The 15,877-nt window shown below is 65.9% G+C and carries 13 protein-coding genes; 8 read left to right on the plus strand and 5 right to left on the minus strand.

Annotation, left to right across the window (positions count from 1 at the left end; translation table 11 throughout):
• Positions 1-14 precede the first annotated feature (14 nt).
• Entirely contained in the window at positions 15-2,891 is a 2,877-nt protein-coding gene (locus tag EI171_RS41230) for an EAL domain-containing protein (protein ID WP_028173457.1), read from the plus strand.
• A gap of 42 nt (positions 2,892-2,933) precedes the next feature.
• On the opposite strand, the gene EI171_RS41235 is transcribed toward EI171_RS41230, so the two are convergent.
• The gene (locus EI171_RS41235) at positions 2,934-3,200 is read right to left on the minus strand and encodes a hypothetical protein (RefSeq protein ID WP_028173458.1); all 267 of its coding nucleotides are present in this window, start codon (positions 3,198-3,200) and stop codon (positions 2,934-2,936) included.
• 153 nt (positions 3,201-3,353) lie between these two features.
• Between EI171_RS41235 and EI171_RS41240 the strand changes: the two genes are divergently transcribed.
• Positions 3,354-4,850: a diguanylate cyclase gene (locus EI171_RS41240; protein WP_161536599.1), complete on the plus strand. Its 1,497-nt coding sequence runs from the start codon at positions 3,354-3,356 to the stop codon at positions 4,848-4,850.
• Positions 4,851-4,983: 133 nt separating this feature from the next.
• Here EI171_RS41240 and EI171_RS41245 read toward each other — a convergent pair whose 3' ends face one another.
• The gene (locus EI171_RS41245) at positions 4,984-5,859 is read right to left on the minus strand and encodes a UTP--glucose-1-phosphate uridylyltransferase (RefSeq protein ID WP_161536600.1); all 876 of its coding nucleotides are present in this window, start codon (positions 5,857-5,859) and stop codon (positions 4,984-4,986) included.
• A gap of 203 nt (positions 5,860-6,062) precedes the next feature.
• Between EI171_RS41245 and EI171_RS41250 the strand changes: the two genes are divergently transcribed.
• A complete protein-coding gene (locus EI171_RS41250) occupies positions 6,063-7,445 on the plus strand; it encodes a lytic murein transglycosylase (RefSeq protein ID WP_370141018.1) in 1,383 nt (460 codons plus the stop codon).
• Between the two features lie 181 nt (positions 7,446-7,626).
• Complete coding sequence (locus EI171_RS41255) at positions 7,627-9,336, plus strand: SGNH family hydrolase (RefSeq protein ID WP_161536601.1); 1,710 nt, start codon at positions 7,627-7,629, stop codon at positions 9,334-9,336.
• A 68-nt stretch (positions 9,337-9,404) separates the two neighbouring features.
• Here EI171_RS41255 and EI171_RS41260 read toward each other — a convergent pair whose 3' ends face one another.
• Entirely contained in the window at positions 9,405-9,779 is a 375-nt protein-coding gene (locus EI171_RS41260; protein WP_011084312.1) for a CsbD family protein, read from the minus strand.
• A gap of 72 nt (positions 9,780-9,851) precedes the next feature.
• Positions 9,852-10,589: an SDR family NAD(P)-dependent oxidoreductase gene (locus EI171_RS41265; RefSeq protein WP_161536602.1), complete on the minus strand. Its 738-nt coding sequence runs from the start codon at positions 10,587-10,589 to the stop codon at positions 9,852-9,854.
• 99 nt (positions 10,590-10,688) lie between these two features.
• Here EI171_RS41265 and EI171_RS41270 point away from each other — a divergent pair, with 99 nt between their 5' ends.
• The gene (locus EI171_RS41270) at positions 10,689-11,468 is read left to right on the plus strand and encodes an SDR family NAD(P)-dependent oxidoreductase (protein WP_161536603.1); all 780 of its coding nucleotides are present in this window, start codon (positions 10,689-10,691) and stop codon (positions 11,466-11,468) included.
• A gap of 98 nt (positions 11,469-11,566) precedes the next feature.
• Positions 11,567-12,454: a TauD/TfdA family dioxygenase gene (locus tag EI171_RS41275; RefSeq protein ID WP_161536604.1), complete on the plus strand. Its 888-nt coding sequence runs from the start codon at positions 11,567-11,569 to the stop codon at positions 12,452-12,454.
• A gap of 162 nt (positions 12,455-12,616) precedes the next feature.
• Here the strand turns inward: EI171_RS41275 and EI171_RS41280 are convergent, their stop codons facing one another.
• On the minus strand, positions 12,617-13,261 hold the full coding sequence (locus EI171_RS41280; protein WP_011084308.1) for a YqgE/AlgH family protein: 645 nt from the start codon (positions 13,259-13,261) through the stop codon (positions 12,617-12,619).
• Between the two features lie 142 nt (positions 13,262-13,403).
• Between EI171_RS41280 and EI171_RS41285 the strand changes: the two genes are divergently transcribed.
• Positions 13,404-14,246 carry a protein-disulfide reductase DsbD domain-containing protein gene (locus EI171_RS41285; RefSeq protein WP_028173466.1) on the plus strand — a complete coding sequence of 281 codons (843 nt, stop codon included), beginning with the start codon at positions 13,404-13,406 and terminating at the stop codon, positions 14,244-14,246.
• A gap of 246 nt (positions 14,247-14,492) precedes the next feature.
• The gene (locus EI171_RS41290; RefSeq protein WP_028173467.1) at positions 14,493-15,860 is read left to right on the plus strand and encodes a flippase; all 1,368 of its coding nucleotides are present in this window, start codon (positions 14,493-14,495) and stop codon (positions 15,858-15,860) included.
• Positions 15,861-15,877 lie beyond the last annotated feature (17 nt).

Here is a 15,877-nt window from a genome sequence, read left to right on the forward strand (position 1 = left end):
GCGGAGAACTGACCTTGCGTCTGATCAGGTGCCTCGCGCCCATCGCGCTGGGCCTCATGATTCTTGTCGCCGCGCTTCCGGCGCGCGCGCTCGACGCCGTCAGCGTCCGCGGTGACGCGCCCGCGATCGACCTCACCGGCGTGCTCGAGCATCAGCGCAGCGATGCCGACCGCATCCAGGTCTCGACCGCGCCCGGCACCGACGGCATCGTCCGCCGCATCGAGGTGCGCGCCCGCGAGGGCGGCCAGAACTGGGTGGTGTTCGCGCTCGCCAACAACACCGACGACCAGCTCGACCGCCTGATCGTCGCCCCGCATTACCGCATCGTCTCCTCGGGGCTGCTGTGGCCCGACCTCGGGCTGTCGCGCATCGCGACCATCACGCCCTCGACCGGCGACCGGCCGGAGCGGCAGGAAAGCCCGACCGCCGACGTCTTCCGCGTCACGCTCGACCCCGGCGCCGTCATCACCTTCGTCGCGGAGCTGCGCACCGACAAGCTGCCGCAGCTCTATCTGTGGGAGCCGGAAGCCTACAAGGACAAGGTCAATTCCTTCACGCTCTACCAGGGCATCGTGATCGGCATTTCGGGGCTGCTGGCGCTCGTTCTCACGATTCTGTTCGTGGTGAAGGGCAGCATCATGTTCCCGGCGGCAGCGGCGCTGGCCTGGGCCGTGCTGGTCTATATCGGCGTCGATTTCGGCTTCTGGGGCAAGGTGCTCGACATGTCGAACAACGCCGAGCGCATCTGGCGCGCGGCGGGTGAAGCGATCCTGGCGGCGACGCTGCTGGTGTTCCTGTTCGCCTATCTCAACCTCAGTCGATGGCATGTGCGCTATTCGCACATCACGGTGGGCTGGCTCGCCTTCCTCGGCTCGCTGGTCGCACTGGCGCTGTTCGACCCGGCGGTGGCCTCCGGCATCGCGCGCATCTCGCTGGTGCTGATCGCCTTCGCCGGCTTCGCCCTGATCGTCTATCTCTCCACCCACGGCTTCGACCGCGCGGTGCTCTTGATTCCGACCTGGTTCCTCCTGGTGGTCTGGGTGGTCGCGGCCGGCATGACGGTGGCGGGCTCCGTCACCAACGACATCGTCGGCCCGGCGCTGCTCGGCGGCCTCGTGCTGATCGTGATGCTGATCGGCTTCACGGTGATGCAGCACGCCTTCGCCGGCGGCGGCGCCACCACCGGCGTCGTCTCCGACATCGAGCGGCGCGCACTGGCGCTCGCCGGTTCCGGCGATTTGATCTGGGACTGGGACGTTTCCGCCGACAAGGTCTTCACCAGCCCCGAGACCGAAGCCCTGCTCGGCCTCAAGCGCGGCACGCTGGAAGGCCCGGCGGCGTCCTGGCTGGAAGTGCTGCATCCGCTGGACCAGGACCGTTTCCGCGCCGCGCTCGACAGCGTGCTCGACCAGCGCCGCGGCCGCCTGGTGCAGGACTTCCGCCTGCGCACCCCGGACGGTCATTTCATGTGGTTCGCGCTGAAGGCGCGTCCCGTGGTCGGCTCCGACGGCGAGGTCTCGCGCGTGGTCGGCACGCTCACCGACGTCACCGAGCTGCGCAATGCCGAGGAGCGCCTGCTGCACGATTCCGTGCATGACAACCTCACCGGCCTGCCCAACCGCAAGCTGTTCATGGACCGGCTGGGTGCGGTCGCGCATTTCGCCAAGACCATGCCGACGCTGCGGCCGACGCTGATGGTGATCGACCTCGACCGCTTCAAGCAGGTCAACGATTCCGTCGGCATCGCGGTCGGCGATTCCATCCTGCTGACGCTGGCCCGCCGCCTCACCCGCATCCTGAAGCCGCAGGACACGCTGGCGCGGCTCGCCGGCGACCAGTTCGGCCTGATCCTGCTCTCGGAGCAGGATCCCGCCCGCATCACCGCCTTCGCCGAGACCATCCGCAAGACCATCCGTGCGCCGATCGCCTTCAACGAGCGCGAGATTTTTCTCACGGCCTCGATCGGGCTCGCGCTTTCTGATCCTCAGACGCAATTGACGGACGAGATCATCAAGGATGCCGAGCTGGCGATGTATCACTCCAAGCGCATCGGCGGCGACCGCATCGACGTCTACAAGCCGGCGATGCGCGCCCGCAAGACCGACCGCCTGACGCTGGAAAGCGAGCTGCGCCGCGCCATCGAGCGGCAGGAGCTCACCATCCTCTACCAGCCGATCGTCCGGCTGGAGGACCGCTCCGTCGCCGGCTTCGAGGCGCTGGCGCGCTGGGACCACCCCAAGCTCGGGCGCATGGCGCCGTCGGAATTCATCACCATCGCCGAAGAGACCGGCCTGATCGTCGACCTCGGCATGTTCGTGCTCGACCAGACCGCAAAGCAGCTCTCTATCTGGCAGCGCGCGATGCGCTCGCGCGAGCCGATCTTCGCCTCCGTCAACGTCTCCTCGCGGCAATTGCTGCGCCACGACCTGATCCACGACATCCGCACCGTGCTGTCGCGCTCGTCGGTGGCGCGCGGCACGCTGAAGCTGGAATTGACGGAATCGCTGGTGATGGAGAACCCGGAGCACGCGGCGCAGATGCTGACGCGGATCCGCGAGCTCGGCACCGGGCTGTCGCTCGACGATTTCGGCACCGGCCATTCCTCGCTGGCCTATCTCCAGCGCTTCCCGTTCGACACCATCAAGATCGACCAGTCGTTCGTGCGCACCACCAACCGCGGCACCCGCCCGGTGATCCTGAAGTCGATCATCGCGCTCGCGCACGACCTCGGCATGGACGTGGTCGCCGAAGGCGCAGAGACCGATTCCGACGCGGTCGAACTCTACCAGATGGGCTGCGAATACGCGCAGGGCTTTGCCTTCGGCGAGCCGATGGACGCCGATGCGGCGATGCGCCTGCTGACGGAAGTGCGGCTGGAAGCGGCGAGCTGAACTCGCGACTCGCGCGCCACATCAACCTCGAGGTCGGCAGCTTCACCGCCGCCGGTCGTTCTTCTTCTTTTTCGTGAACCTGACGCTCGCGCCGTCCGGCATCCGTGTCGCCACGAACCCGGCGGCGAGGCAGGCCTCGCGCTGCGGCATCTGGATGTCGGGGCTGCGCAGGCTGTCCCACCACGAGGCGCGATTCGCCGCACGCGGCAGGGCCGCGCCGATGATCTCCTCGATCTGTTCAAAGCTCAGCACGAATTCGTCCTGCTTCTGCCGCAGCAGATAGTCGCGCAACGCGTCGTAGTCGTTCACCGTCGTCCTCTCGTCCGAAGCCGGATTTGCCCGATCGGGCCTGCCCAAAACCGTGAGCCGCATCAACCGTTTCTTAACTCATTGCGGCAGTGCCGTCCTACCTTAAACACTACTCAAGCTTTCGGGCGCATCCACTAGGATCGGGAGCAAACGATGCTGTCTGGATGGCGCGAAGTCACGGCCCGCCGGCCGTGGCGGATCTCGGCGAAATTGCTGATCATATCGTCCGTCGTGACGGTGATCGGCTTTTCCGCCATCTGCGTCAACGTCATGCTCGACATGCGCCGCGGCGAGGAGGCGCTCGCCCGCCAGACGCTGGAAAACCTGGCGACGACCATCGAGTCCGACGTCAGCCGCAACATCGAGATCTACGACCTGTCGCTGAAGGCGGTCGCCAACAACATGCTGCTGCCCGAGCTCGCGAAGGTCTCCAAGACGGTCCGCCACCTCATCCTGTTCGACCATGCGACCACGGCACGGCATTTCGGCGCGATCCAGGTGTTCGATGCCGAGGGCAGGCTGACCATCGACGCTTCCACGCTCGATCCCCTGCCGGAGAGCCGGAGCGAGGAGGTCTACTTCAGGGTTCATCACGACAATCCGGAAGCGGGCCTCTTCATCAGCCGGCCGATGCTGTTCCGCGGCACCTATTCCATCGTGCTCAGCCGGCGCATCAGCGACACCGACGGCGGCTTCCTCGGCGTCGTCGCCGGCTCGATCCGCTTCAGCTATTTCCACGAATTGTTCGAGCGCCTGAGCCTCGACCCTGAAGACACCATCACCGTGCTCAGGCGCGACCGCACCATCATCATGCGGCGGCCGTTCGATCTCGACGTGATTGGCAAGAACCTCGGCACGCGGCCGGACTGGAAATCGGAAAACCTCCAGGTCGGAGGCTCCTTTGCGGGCAAGGGCCCGGTCGACGCGACCCCGCGGCTCTATGTCCGCAGTGGCGGGTCCAGTCCGCTGTTCGTGGTGGCCGGCAAGCCGCTGAGCGCCGTGTTCGCGCTGTGGCAGAAGGAAGCTTATCGCATCGGCGCCGTGGTGCTGGCGCTTGCACTGTTCGTGCTGGGATCGACGCTCGTGCTCGCACGCGAGATCGACCGACGCGCCGAGGCCGAGCGCAAGCTCGAGGAGATGGCAACGACCGACGCGCTCACCGGCCTGAAGAACCGCCGCAAGTTCGATGCTGTCATCGATGTCGAATGGCGGCGCGCGTTGCGCCAGAAGACGCCGGTCGCGCTCCTGATGATCGATGCCGATCACTTCAAGGCCTACAACGACACGTTCGGCCACCAGGCCGGCGACCAGCTGCTGGTCGGCATCGCCATCTGCATTTCCGATTCGGTGAGCCGCGCCGGCGACTGCGCCGCGCGCTATGGCGGCGAGGAATTCGCCGTGCTGCTGCCGAACACCTCCGCCACCGAGGCCTTCGGGATCGCCGAGGCGATCCGCGGCAAGGTGCAGGGCTGGTCCGACGATGCGGCGACCTCGACGGTCTCCTGCGGCATCGCCAGTCTCGTCCCCGCCGCCGGCATGGACTGGTCGATCCTGGTCGCCGCCGCCGACAAGGCGCTCTATGCCGCGAAGGCGGGCGGGCGTAACCAGTCCGTGGTCGCGAGCTTGCCGAAGCTGTCGCTGGTGGCGTGATCTAGGCTGTCATTCCGGGGCGGCTCGAAGAGCCGAACCCGGAATCTCGAGATCCCCCGGTGCGCAATTGCGCACCTGAGGTCTGGTCCTTCGGACCATCCCGGGATGACATCGAAGGCGTCCGCCTTCGATGTCACTGCCCCAGATACTTCTTCATCTCCGCGATCAACCCGTCGCGCAGCTCGGGGCGCTTCAGGCCGTAGGCGATGTTGGCGCGGAGGAAGCCGGGCTTGGAGCCGCAATCATGGCGCTCGCCCTCGAACTCGACGCCGTAGAATTTTTGCGACCTGGCGAGGCCGATCATGGCGTCGGTGAGCTGGATCTCGCCGCCGGCGCCGCGCTCCTGGGTCTCCAGGATCTTGAAGATCTCCGGCTGGAGGATGTAGCGGCCGGTGATGGAAAGGTTGGAGGGCGCGGTGCCCTTGGCCGGCTTCTCCACCATGCCGTCGACCTCGAACATCTTGCCGGTGCGCTTGCCGACGCCGCAGATGCCGTATTGATGGGTGAGATGGTCGGGCACTGCCTCGACCGCGATCAGGTTGGATTTCTCGCCGAGCGAGGCCGCCGTCTCGATCATTTGCTTCAGGCAGCCGGGCGTGTTGAGCACGAGTTCGTCCGGCAGCACGACCGCGAACGGCTCGTTGCCGACGATGTCGCGGGCGCACCAGACCGCGTGACCGAGACCAAGCGGCGCCTGCTGGCGGGTGAAGCTGACGGCGCCGGCTTCCGGCTGGTTCTGCGCCAGGATCTCCTGCTCGGCCTTCTTGCCGCGCGCAGCCAGCGTCGCGTCGAGCTCGAACATCTTGTCGAAATGATCTTCGATGACATTCTTGTTGCGGCCGGTGACGAAGATGAAGTGCTCGATGCCGGCTTCCCTCGCCTCGTCATAGACGTACTGGATCAGCGGCTTGTCGACGATGGTCAGCATTTCCTTCGGCATCGCCTTGGTGGCGGGCAGGACGCGGGTGCCGAGGCCGGCGACGGGGAATACGGCTTTGCGGATTTTCATGGGATCGATCGAATACCTGAGGACGTGAACGGAGCAATGTGATCTTGCTAGCTTGTTTGCAACCGCTAACAAAGGCGGATGTGGGGCCTCGCCGTTACAGAGTTGAGAAAAAGGCCGACACCAAAATTTCATCTTTGTTAAGCTATTGGCAACCGCAACCGGGCCTCCTGATGGCGGATTTTTGGCCTGACAGGTGGGACATGATGCAATCAGTGGCAGGACTGGCAAAACGTGCTGGATCCGTGACCAGCGTGGCGTTGGTTGCGGCTGCCTTGCTGTTGCCGGCTTGCGCGCAGGCACAGGCGCAGAACGGCCTGTCGAACCTGTTCGGCGGTATTTTCTCCGGCTCGAACCCTGCTCCCTCGCAAGCCCCGCCAGGTCCCGGCGGCGCGCAACCCTGGAGCGGCGAGGACGGCGCTTCCGGCCATCCGCTGATGACGGCGGCCGCGATCCGCGAGGCCGCCTCCAATTTCAACAATTGTGTCGCGGGCATGTGGCCCGATGCCGCACGCCGCAACATCACCCAGGAAAATTTTCAGCGCTTCACCGCAGGGCTCGCGCCCGACCTGCGCATCATGGACCTGATGGACTCGCAGCCGGAGTTCACCAAGTCGATCTGGGACTATCTCGACATTCTCGTGAACGACAACCGCCTCGCCAAGGGCCGCGAGGTGCTCGCCAAGTACAAGGCGCAGTTCGACGCCACCGAAAAGGCCACCGGCGTCGATCGCTACATCATTGCCTCGATCTGGGGCATCGAGTCCAATTACTCGACGCAGATGGGCGACCGCAGCGTGCTGCAATCGACCGCGACGCTCGCCTGCATCGGCCGCCGCCAGGCTTATTTCAAGGACGAATTCCTCTCCGCACTGGAGATCCTCAATCGCGGCGATCTCAGGCCCGAGCAGATGCGCGGCTCCTGGGCCGGCGCCTTCGGCCCGACCCAGTTCATGCCGACCGCCTTCAAGCGCTTTGCCGTGGACGGCGATGGCGACGGACGGCGCGACGTCGTCGACAATCCCACCGACCTGATCGCCTCCACCGCCAACAACCTGAAGAAGGACGGCTGGCAGGCCGGCCAGACCTGGGGCTTCGAGGTCGTGGTGCCCCAGGGCTTCAATTACATGCTGGCGGACCGCGCCAAGGCGATGACGATCGCGCAGTGGGAAAAGCTCGGCCTCAAGCGCGCGACGGGCCAGCCCTTCCCGCACCCGGCGGAGAAAGCCTATCTGCTGGCGCCGGCGGGCGCGCAGGGGCCGGGCTTCCTGATGCTTCAGAACTACCGGGTCATCATGAAGTACAACCCGGCCGAGGCCTATGCGCTGGCGATCGGCCATTTCGCCGACCGCCTGCGTGGGGGGCAGCCCTTCGTGCAGCCCTGGCCGCGGCAGGAACGGGAGCTGGCCCGCACGGAACGGCTGGAACTCCAGCAATTGCTGGCCCAGCGCGGCTTCTACAAGGGCACCCCGGACGGCCAGTTCGGCGGCCAGACCCGGGAGGCCTTGCGTAACTTCCAGGCCTCGATCGGGGTCCCCGCGGACGGTTTTGCCTCCTCCGACGTGCTGGAACGGCTGCGCGGACGGTGAAATCGCGCCGAAAGTAACCCTGAACAGGGGTTTTGCGTGCCGGCCTTGACGAGGGCGGCGGTTCCCCGGTGTATGGCCAAAGAATCTGCGAGAGAATCTGCAATAGAATCTGCCCGTTTGGCGCCTGATTCCGCTATTATATCGAGCCACTTCCAGACCCGTTGCGGGTGCCCGAGATCGCATGTCGAAGAAGTCCCTGTTCAAGGCGCTGACCGAGACCGGCCCGCTGATCGCGCTGGGGACGGCGCTTGCGATTCTGGTATCGGTCGCAGGACCCGCCTCGGCGCAGTTCTTCAACTTCCCCGGCTTCGGCGGCCCGCCGCAGCGTTCGGCCCCGCCGCCGCGTCAAGGCGGAGGTGGCGGCTGGTTCGGCGGCGACTTCTTCGCACCGTTCCAGCAGCAACAGCCGCAGGCGCCGCGCCAGGATTTCTCGCGCGCGCCGGCACCTAGCAAGCGTGACACCATTGCCGACAAGAACGTGCTGGTGATCGGCGACGCCATGGCGGACTGGCTCGCCTACGGCCTGGAAGACGCCTACAGCGAGCAGCCCGACATGGGCGTGATCCGCAAGCACAAGACCACGTCCGGCCTGATCAAGTACCAGCCCAAGGGCGAACCTTCGGACTGGGCGGCGGCGGCCAAGGGCATCCTCGAGACCGAGAAGCCTGACGTCATCGTCGTCATGCTCGGCCTCAACGATCGCATCTCGATCCGCGAGCCGGTGACTGAGAAATCCGACAAGGCTTCGGACAAGGACAAGAAGAACGACAAGGGCGCGCGCGCCAAGCCGCAAGGAAAGCCTGACGCGAAACCCGGCGACGCCAAGCCCGACACCGCGGCGAAGCCGGACGACAAGCCGGCCGATGCCGACCTGCCTCAGGATGACGCCGACAACGCCGACGCGCCGCAGGTCGCTGCTCCCGAGAAGACCGCACGCAACCCGAACGGCCTCTACGAATTCCGCGACGACCGCTGGGTCGAGCTCTACGGCAAGAAGATCGAGGAGCTGGCCAACGTCCTGAAGGCCAAGGGCGTGCCGGTGCTCTGGGTCGGCCTGCCCGCGATCCGCGGCCCCAAGGGCACGGCGGACATGCTGTTCCTGGATTCGCTCTATCGCGAGGGCGCGGCCAAGGCCGGCATCACCTATGTCGATGTCTGGGACGGCTTCGTCGACGAAGCCGGCCGCTTCCTCCAGAAGGGTCCGGACTTCGAGGGCCAGATCCGTCAGCTCCGCACCTATGACGGCGTCTTTTTCACCAAGCCCGGCGCGCGCAAGCTGGCGCATTATGTCGAGCGCGAAATCACGCGCCTGCTCGCAGGCCGCTCCGGCCCGATCGCGCTGCCGAGCGAGCCGGCAACGCCCGACACCAGCGTCGAGCCCGGCAAGCCCGCGCCGCGTCCGCTCGCCGGCCCGATCGTGCCGCTAGTCGCGGCCTCGATCTCGACCGATCAATTGCTGGGCGGCCCGGGCTCGCGTCCCGCTGCCGTCGATGCGCTCGCTGCCAAGACGATGGTGAAAGGCGAGCCGCTGACGGCCCCCGCAGGCCGTGCCGACGATTATGCCTGGCCGCGCCGCGAAGTCGGCCGCGAGCAGGCCAAGGGCGATACGCCGATGGCCACGACGACGCCCGACGGCGGCGCTGCTGCTCCCGGCGCGCCGGGCGCGGCGGCGGCTGCGATCGCGCCGCCAAAGCTCGCACCGAAGAAGCCGCCGGTGGTGCAGCAGCCGGCCCAGGCGACGCCGTCGTTCCGTGATTTCTTCGGCTTCGGCTCGCCGCAGCCGGCACCGCGTCAGCTGGCGCCGGCGCCAGGGCCGCGCAATCCAGCTCAAAACCCCGCGATCCCGCGTCCGCCGGGCAATGTCGGCCGATCGGCGGAAGTGATCCGGTAGCTGGATTTCTGATGTGATGCGATTCCGGGCGCGTGAAGCGCGAGCCCGGAATGACGAGGCGGGGTGGCTCAGCCGTAATAGCGCCAGCGCGGCGGCGGGCGGCGTGCCGGCCGTGACATCAGCAGCGCGAGCGCGAAGCCGATGCCGCCAGCGACGAGCAGTGCGCCGAGCGGATTGTCCTGCACCTTCCTGGCAATCGCCTGCGAACCATCGCGGAAGGTCTCGCCGCTGTTGTCGTAGGCATCCTTGGCGTAGCCGGCCGCGGTCTCGCTGGCCTCACGCACGGCGTCCTTGGCCTGGCCGTAGAGATTCTGCACGGTGCCGGCAGCCTCGCGCGCCTTGCCCGACGCCTGTGTCTGCGCATCGCCCGCCAGATCTCCGACTGCGCCTTCCGCGCGGCCAGCGAATTCCTTGGCCGATCCAACAATTCGATCCTTGTCCATGTGGTCCTCCTCGGGGGTCAGCCGGAGTAACCGATCAGGCGCAGCGCAGTTCCAATCGCCTAGAGCAATCGCCTAGAGAATGAGCCCGCCATCGACGACCAGCGTCTGGCCGATGATGTAGGACGACAGCGGCGATGCCAGAAACAGCGCCGCGCCCGCCATGTCAGCCGGCGTGCCCAATCGCCGCAGGGGAATGCGCGACAAGGCACCTTCGAGCCGCTTGGGATTGTCGGTCGTGACCTTCGTCATTTTGGTATCGACGAGGCCGGGCGCGATACCGTTGACGCGAATGCCGTCCTCGGCCCAGGCCTCCCCTAGCGTGCGCGTCAATCCGACCGCACCGGTCTTCGAGGCGTTGTAGGCGGGATTGCCCATGGTGGAATGATAGGCCGCGGTCGAGGACACCATGATCAGCGCGCCCTTCGCATCCCGCAACATGGAATGAAACCGCGTCGCGCACGCCATCAGGCTCATCAGATTGACCTCGACGACCTTGCGGAAGCCGGTCATCTCGAACTCGCCGCGGCGATAGATCACAGCGCCTTGCGCAAGCACGAGGATGTCGAGACGATCGAAGGACGGCCTGAAGGCTTCGATCGCAGCGGGATTGCTGACGTCGAGCTGCGCGTAAGCAATGCCGGTGAGATCGGAGCCTTCCTCAGCCGAATATTCCGTTGCGTGAGCACGCGTGCCGCAGACCGCGACATGCGCGCCCCTGGCGCGAAAGGCTTGCGCGATGCCGTTGCCGATTCCGCTGGAACCGCCGACGACCAGCACCTGCTTGCCCGAAAAATCCAGCTCGTTCGCCATCGCGACCTCCCCTTTTATTTTGCTTGTTTGACCTGTCTGCGGATCGATGCCAGCCTTGTCAATCTCATAACAAGAAACAGAAGGACGCGAGGAAACAGCATGTCCGAATTCAAACAGCTGAGCCGGTCCGTGAAGGGCCTGACCGCTCTCGTGACCGGCGCGGCCAGCGGCATGGGGCGCGCGACGGCGCGCGTGTTCGCCATCGAGGGTGCGAACGTCGCGGTGACCGATTACGACGAGCAAGGCGCGATAGCCGTCGCGAAGGAGATCGCAGCGAGCGGCGGGTCGGCGAAGGCCTGGAAGCTCGATGTCGCCGACGGCGGCGAGATCAAGCGCGTGGTCCATGACGTTGCAGCGCATTTCGGCGGGCTCGACATCGTCGTCAACAATGCCGGCATCTCCGTGCGTGTCGCGATCGATGACGAGACGTACGAAGATGCCTGGGCCAGGGGCATCGCCGTGATGCTGACGGCGCATCCGCGCATCATCCGCGCCGCGCTGCCTCACTTGCGCAAATCGAAGAGCCCGCGCATCGTCAACATTGCCTCGACCGAGGCGCTCGGCGCCACCGCGCTGCACAGTCCCTATTCGGCGGCGAAGGGCGGCGTGGCGAGCCTGACCCGCTCGCTCGCGGTCGAGCTCGGCCGCGACGGCATCACCGTCAACTGCATCTGCCCGGGTCCGATCCACACCGCGATCACCGACCGCATCTCGGAGGAGCACAAGACCATCTACGCCAAGCGCCGGACGGCACTCGGCCGCTACGGCGATCCCGAGGAGGTCGCGCACATGACGCTGAGCCTGTGCCTACCGGCCGCGTCGTTCCTGACCGGCGCGGTGATCCCGGTCGACGGCGGCCTGATGGCGCGCAACGCGTAAGAGGTATGCTGAGCAAGCGTTGACATCTGCGGTTGCCGGAGTAGCTTTTTTGTCAACAGAGCGGGAGCAACCGCTCGCGGTCCGCGGGAGAAAACGCCATGACGATCGCCATCCGGCAGCTTCAGACGCATTTTGTCGGCGAGGTTTCCGGCCTCGATTTGCGAAAGCCGCTCACGCCGGATGAGGCCCGCGAAGTCGAGTCCGCCATGGACAAATACGCGGTGCTCGTTTTCCACGACCAGGACATCACCGACGAGCAGCAGATGGCTTTCGCGCTGAACTTCGGCCAGCGCGAGGACGCGCGCGGCGGCACGGTCACCAAGGAGAAGGACTACCGGCTGCAATCCGGCCTGAACGACGTCTCCAATCTCGGCAAGGACGGCAAGCCGCTGGCCAAGGACAGCCGCACGCACCTGTTCAACCTCGGCAACTGCCTCTGGCACTCCGACAGCTCGTTCCGTCCCATTCCCGCAAAATTCTCGCTGCTGTCGGCGCGCGTGGTGAACCCGACGGGCGGCAACACCGAATTCGCCGACATGCGCGCGGCCTATGACGCGCTCGACGACGAGACCAAGGCCGAGATCGAGGACCTCGTCTGCGAGCACTCGCTGATGTATTCGCGCGGCTCGCTCGGCTTCACCGAGTACACCGACGAAGAGAAGCAGATGTTCAAGCCGGTGCTGCAACGCCTCGTGCGCACCCATCCCGTCCACCGCCGCAAGTCGCTGTATCTCTCATCGCATGCCGGCAAGATCGTCAGCATGAGCGTGCCGGAGGGACGGCTGCTGTTGCGCGATCTCAACGAGCACGCGACACAGGCCGAGTTCGTCTACGTCCACAAATGGAAGCTGCATGACCTTGTGATGTGGGACAACCGCCAGACCATGCACCGCGTCCGCCGCTACGACCAGTCCCAGCCCCGCGACATGCGCCGCGCGACGGTGGCGGGGACGGAGCCGACGGTGCAGCGGCAGGCGGCGGAGTAGGCGCTACTCAGCAATCGGTGTCGTCGCCCGGCTTGACCGGGCGATCCAGTATTCCAGAGGCAGCAGTGAAAGAATCGAGAAGCTGCGGCGTACCGAATGCCCCGGTCAAGCCGGGGCATGACAGCGGAGGCTGAGGCACGACAGCCGACGACGGCACACCAGCTACGCGTGCCCTGCCTCGTTCGAGAGCATGCCGGGATCGATGCCGATCTTGCGAAGCGCGCGGCCGTATTTTTCGTCGACGTCGTCGCCGAAGATCAGGTCCGCATCCGCATCGCAATGCAGCCAGCCGTTGCTCTGGATCTCGGTCTCGAGCTGGCCCGGCGCCCAGCCGGCATAGCCGAGCGCGAGGATGGCGTGCTTGGGGCCGGAGCCGTTGGCGATCGCGCGCAGGATATCGACGGTTGCGGTGAGGCAGACGCCGTCGTCGATCCGGAGCGTCGCGTTCTCGATGTAGAAATCGCTGGAATGCAGCACGAAGCCGCGCCCGGTATCGACCGGGCCGCCGCGCAGCACCTTCATGCTTTCGGCGTTCTCCGGCAGCTTGATGTGCTCGCCCTTCCTGATGATGCCGAGCTGCTCCAACAGCTCGGGGAAGTCGATGCTGCCGGCGGGATGGTTGACGATGATGCCCATCGCGCCTTCGGCCGAATGGGCGCAGAGATAGATCACCGAGCGCTCGAAGCGCGCATCGCCCATCACGGGCATGGCGATCAGGAGGCGGCCGTCGAGGTAGCCGGCCGAACTGGGGGGCGCGGGACCCGTGCTGCGGGTGCTTTCGCCCGTCCTCTTGCCTGTGGGAGCCATCGGTGAAGCACTCCGGTTTCAATTCCTATCCTGATGTTGGGCCCGGCCGCTGTCAAATCAAGGCTTGCAGAGACTTGATTCGAGTGCATCCATCACAAGCAATTCAATGGTTTGACCCGGGTTGCCCCTGTAAAGACGTACCATGCTCACAAGAGTTCCCCTGCGTGCGGCGATCGGCGTCGCGACAACCCTGCTTGCGTCGTCACTGGCCCTCGCAGCCCGCGCCGACGACGCCTCGCCCTGGCAGCACGACGGACATTCCGCGGTGCGCCTATTGGCGGGATCACGCAGCGGCGCCGTGCTGCTCGGCGGTATCGCCTTCCAGCTCCAGCCGGGCTGGAAGACGTACTGGCGTACGCCCGGGGATTCCGGCGTACCGCCGCGGTTCGACTTCTCGAAATCGGAGAATGTCGAGGCTGTGACGATCATGTGGCCGGCGCCGCTGAAGTTCGACGACGGCGCGGGCGGCCATTCGATCGGCTATCACGACCAGATCGTGCTGCCCTTGCGCATCGTCGCCAAGGCCGCCGACAAGCCGGTGACCTTGCGCGCCGAGATCAACTACGCGGTGTGCGAAAAGCTCTGCATTCCCGTCGAGGCCAGCGCCGAGCTCGGCTTCAACAGCGTCGCCTCGACCGAGGACGCCAACCTGCGTGCAGCGCTCGACACCGTGCCGAAGCCCGCCAATATCGGCGACCCCAATCCGTTGACGATCCGCGACGTCAAGCGCGACGGGCCCAAGAACGTGGTGGTCGACGTCGTCGCGCCGGCGGATGCGCGCAAGGTCAATCTGTTCGTCGAAGGGCCGACGCCGGATTGGTCGCTGCCGATTCCCGCGCCGGTCGAGCCCAGCCCGCCCGGCGTGAAGCGCTTCTCCTTCGAGCTCGACGGGCTGCCGCCGGGCGCCAAGCCCGACGGGGCGGCGCTGAAGTTCACGCTAGTCGGGCCGGAGAAGTCGTATGAGTTCAACACGAATTTGGAGTGATGGTCGTCCTGGACAAGCGTAGCGAAGCGGAGCGCCGATCCAGGACCCATTACCCCTGGGAGCAGTCGTGACGCGAAGCTGCTAACCCCGGGCCTTCGCCAAACTTCTCCCTGGGGTAATGGGTCCTGGCTTTCGCCAGGACGACGACGGAAAGCACCCAACCGAATCTTAACGAATGGTTGCTAATTCCCAAGGCTGCTGCAGCAAGGCTGCCGTGGCATGCGGAACGCCCTGGGGATTTTCGAATTGGCCGTGATGGATGCACAACCCGCAACGACCGGACCGGACGGGCTGATCGCGCGGCTGCGGGCTAGGCTCTCGGGCGGATCGAGCGAAGCGTCGCTGACGCGGCGGCTGGCCGGCACCATCTTCATCATCCGCGTCATCAGCGCGGGCCTTGCCTATTTTTCGCAGGTTCTGCTCGCGCGCTGGATGGGCACGTCCGACTACGGCATCTACGTCTATGTCTGGACCTGGGTGCTGCTGCTCGGCAGCATGATGGATTTCGGCATCTCGGCCTCCGCACAGAAGATCATTCCGGAGTATCGCACCGACGGCGAGCATGCGCTGCTGCGCGGCTTTCTCTCCGGCAGCCGCTGGCTGACCTTTGCCGTCTCCGCGCTGGTGTCGCTCGGCCTCGCCGGCATCGTCAGGCTGCTGTCGCCCTGGATCGATCCGGCCGAGGCGCTGCCGCTTTATATCGGCTGCATGACGCTGCCCGCCTTCGTCGTCGCCAACACCCAGGACGGCATCGCCCGCTCGCATGACTGGATGCAGCTCGGCCTGATGCCGCAATTCATCATCCGCCAGGCGCTGATCATCGGCATCACGGCTTCTGCCTTCCTGCTCGGCTATCATATCGGCGCGGTCGCCGCGATGGTCGCGAGCCTGGGTGCGGTGTGGATCGCAATGACCGGGCAGATGGTGGTGCTGAACCGTAAGCTCGCCGGCCATATCGAGCCCGGGCCGAAGGCCTATGACATCAGCGGCTGGCTCGCCGTCTCGCTGCCGATCCTGCTGGTGGAGAGCTTCTATCTGCTGCTGTCCTACACCGACGTGCTGGTGCTTCAGCAGTTCCGCCCCTCCGACGAGGTCGGCGTCTACTTCGCGGTGGTGAAGACGCTGGCGCTGGTCTCGTTCATCCACTACGCGATGTCGGCGACGACCGCGCACCGCTTCGCCGAATACAATGCGCTGGGGGACAAAGCGCGCCTGTCGGCCTATGTCGCACATGCCATCAATTGGACGTTCTGGCCGTCGCTGGCGGCGACCATCGTGCTGCTCGCGTTCGGCAAGCCGCTGCTCTGGCTGTTCGGGCCGCAATTCACGGTCGGCTACGACATCATGTTCGTCGCCGCGATCGGGCTGGTCGTGCGCGCCGCCATCGGCCCGGTGGAGCGGCTGCTCAACATGCTCGGGCAGCAGAAGATCTGCGCGCTGGCCTATGCGCTGGCCTTCGTGATGAACGTCGTGCTCTGCGTCGCGCTGGTGCCGCGCTTCGGCGGCCATGGCGCCGCGGCCGCGACCTCGATCTCGCTCAGCTTCGAGACGGTGCTGCTGTTCTGGATCGTGCGGCAGCGCCTCGGCCTGCATGTTCTGGCGTTTGGAAAATAACCGCTCGCCTGCCCTGC

The sequence above is a fragment of the Bradyrhizobium sp. LCT2 genome (assembly GCF_009931255.1).
GTDB lineage: Bacteria > Pseudomonadota > Alphaproteobacteria > Rhizobiales > Xanthobacteraceae > Bradyrhizobium > Bradyrhizobium diazoefficiens.

Coding starts and splice junctions, on each gene's coding strand:
- EI171_RS41280 (WP_011084308.1), bottom strand. CDS start 13,261: ATGGCTCCCACAGGCAAGAGGACGGGCGAAAGCACCCGCAGCACGGGT.
- EI171_RS41255 (WP_161536601.1), top strand. CDS start 7,627: ATGTCGAAGAAGTCCCTGTTCAAGGCGCTGACCGAGACCGGCCCGCTG.
- EI171_RS41245 (WP_161536600.1), bottom strand. CDS start 5,859: ATGAAAATCCGCAAAGCCGTATTCCCCGTCGCCGGCCTCGGCACCCGC.
- EI171_RS41260 (WP_011084312.1), bottom strand. CDS start 9,779: ATGGACAAGGATCGAATTGTTGGATCGGCCAAGGAATTCGCTGGCCGC.
- EI171_RS41270 (WP_161536603.1), top strand. CDS start 10,689: ATGTCCGAATTCAAACAGCTGAGCCGGTCCGTGAAGGGCCTGACCGCT.
- EI171_RS41285 (WP_028173466.1), top strand. CDS start 13,404: ATGCTCACAAGAGTTCCCCTGCGTGCGGCGATCGGCGTCGCGACAACC.
- EI171_RS41250 (WP_370141018.1), top strand. CDS start 6,063: ATGCAATCAGTGGCAGGACTGGCAAAACGTGCTGGATCCGTGACCAGC.
- EI171_RS41240 (WP_161536599.1), top strand. CDS start 3,354: ATGCTGTCTGGATGGCGCGAAGTCACGGCCCGCCGGCCGTGGCGGATC.
- EI171_RS41275 (WP_161536604.1), top strand. CDS start 11,567: ATGACGATCGCCATCCGGCAGCTTCAGACGCATTTTGTCGGCGAGGTT.
- EI171_RS41265 (WP_161536602.1), bottom strand. CDS start 10,589: ATGGCGAACGAGCTGGATTTTTCGGGCAAGCAGGTGCTGGTCGTCGGC.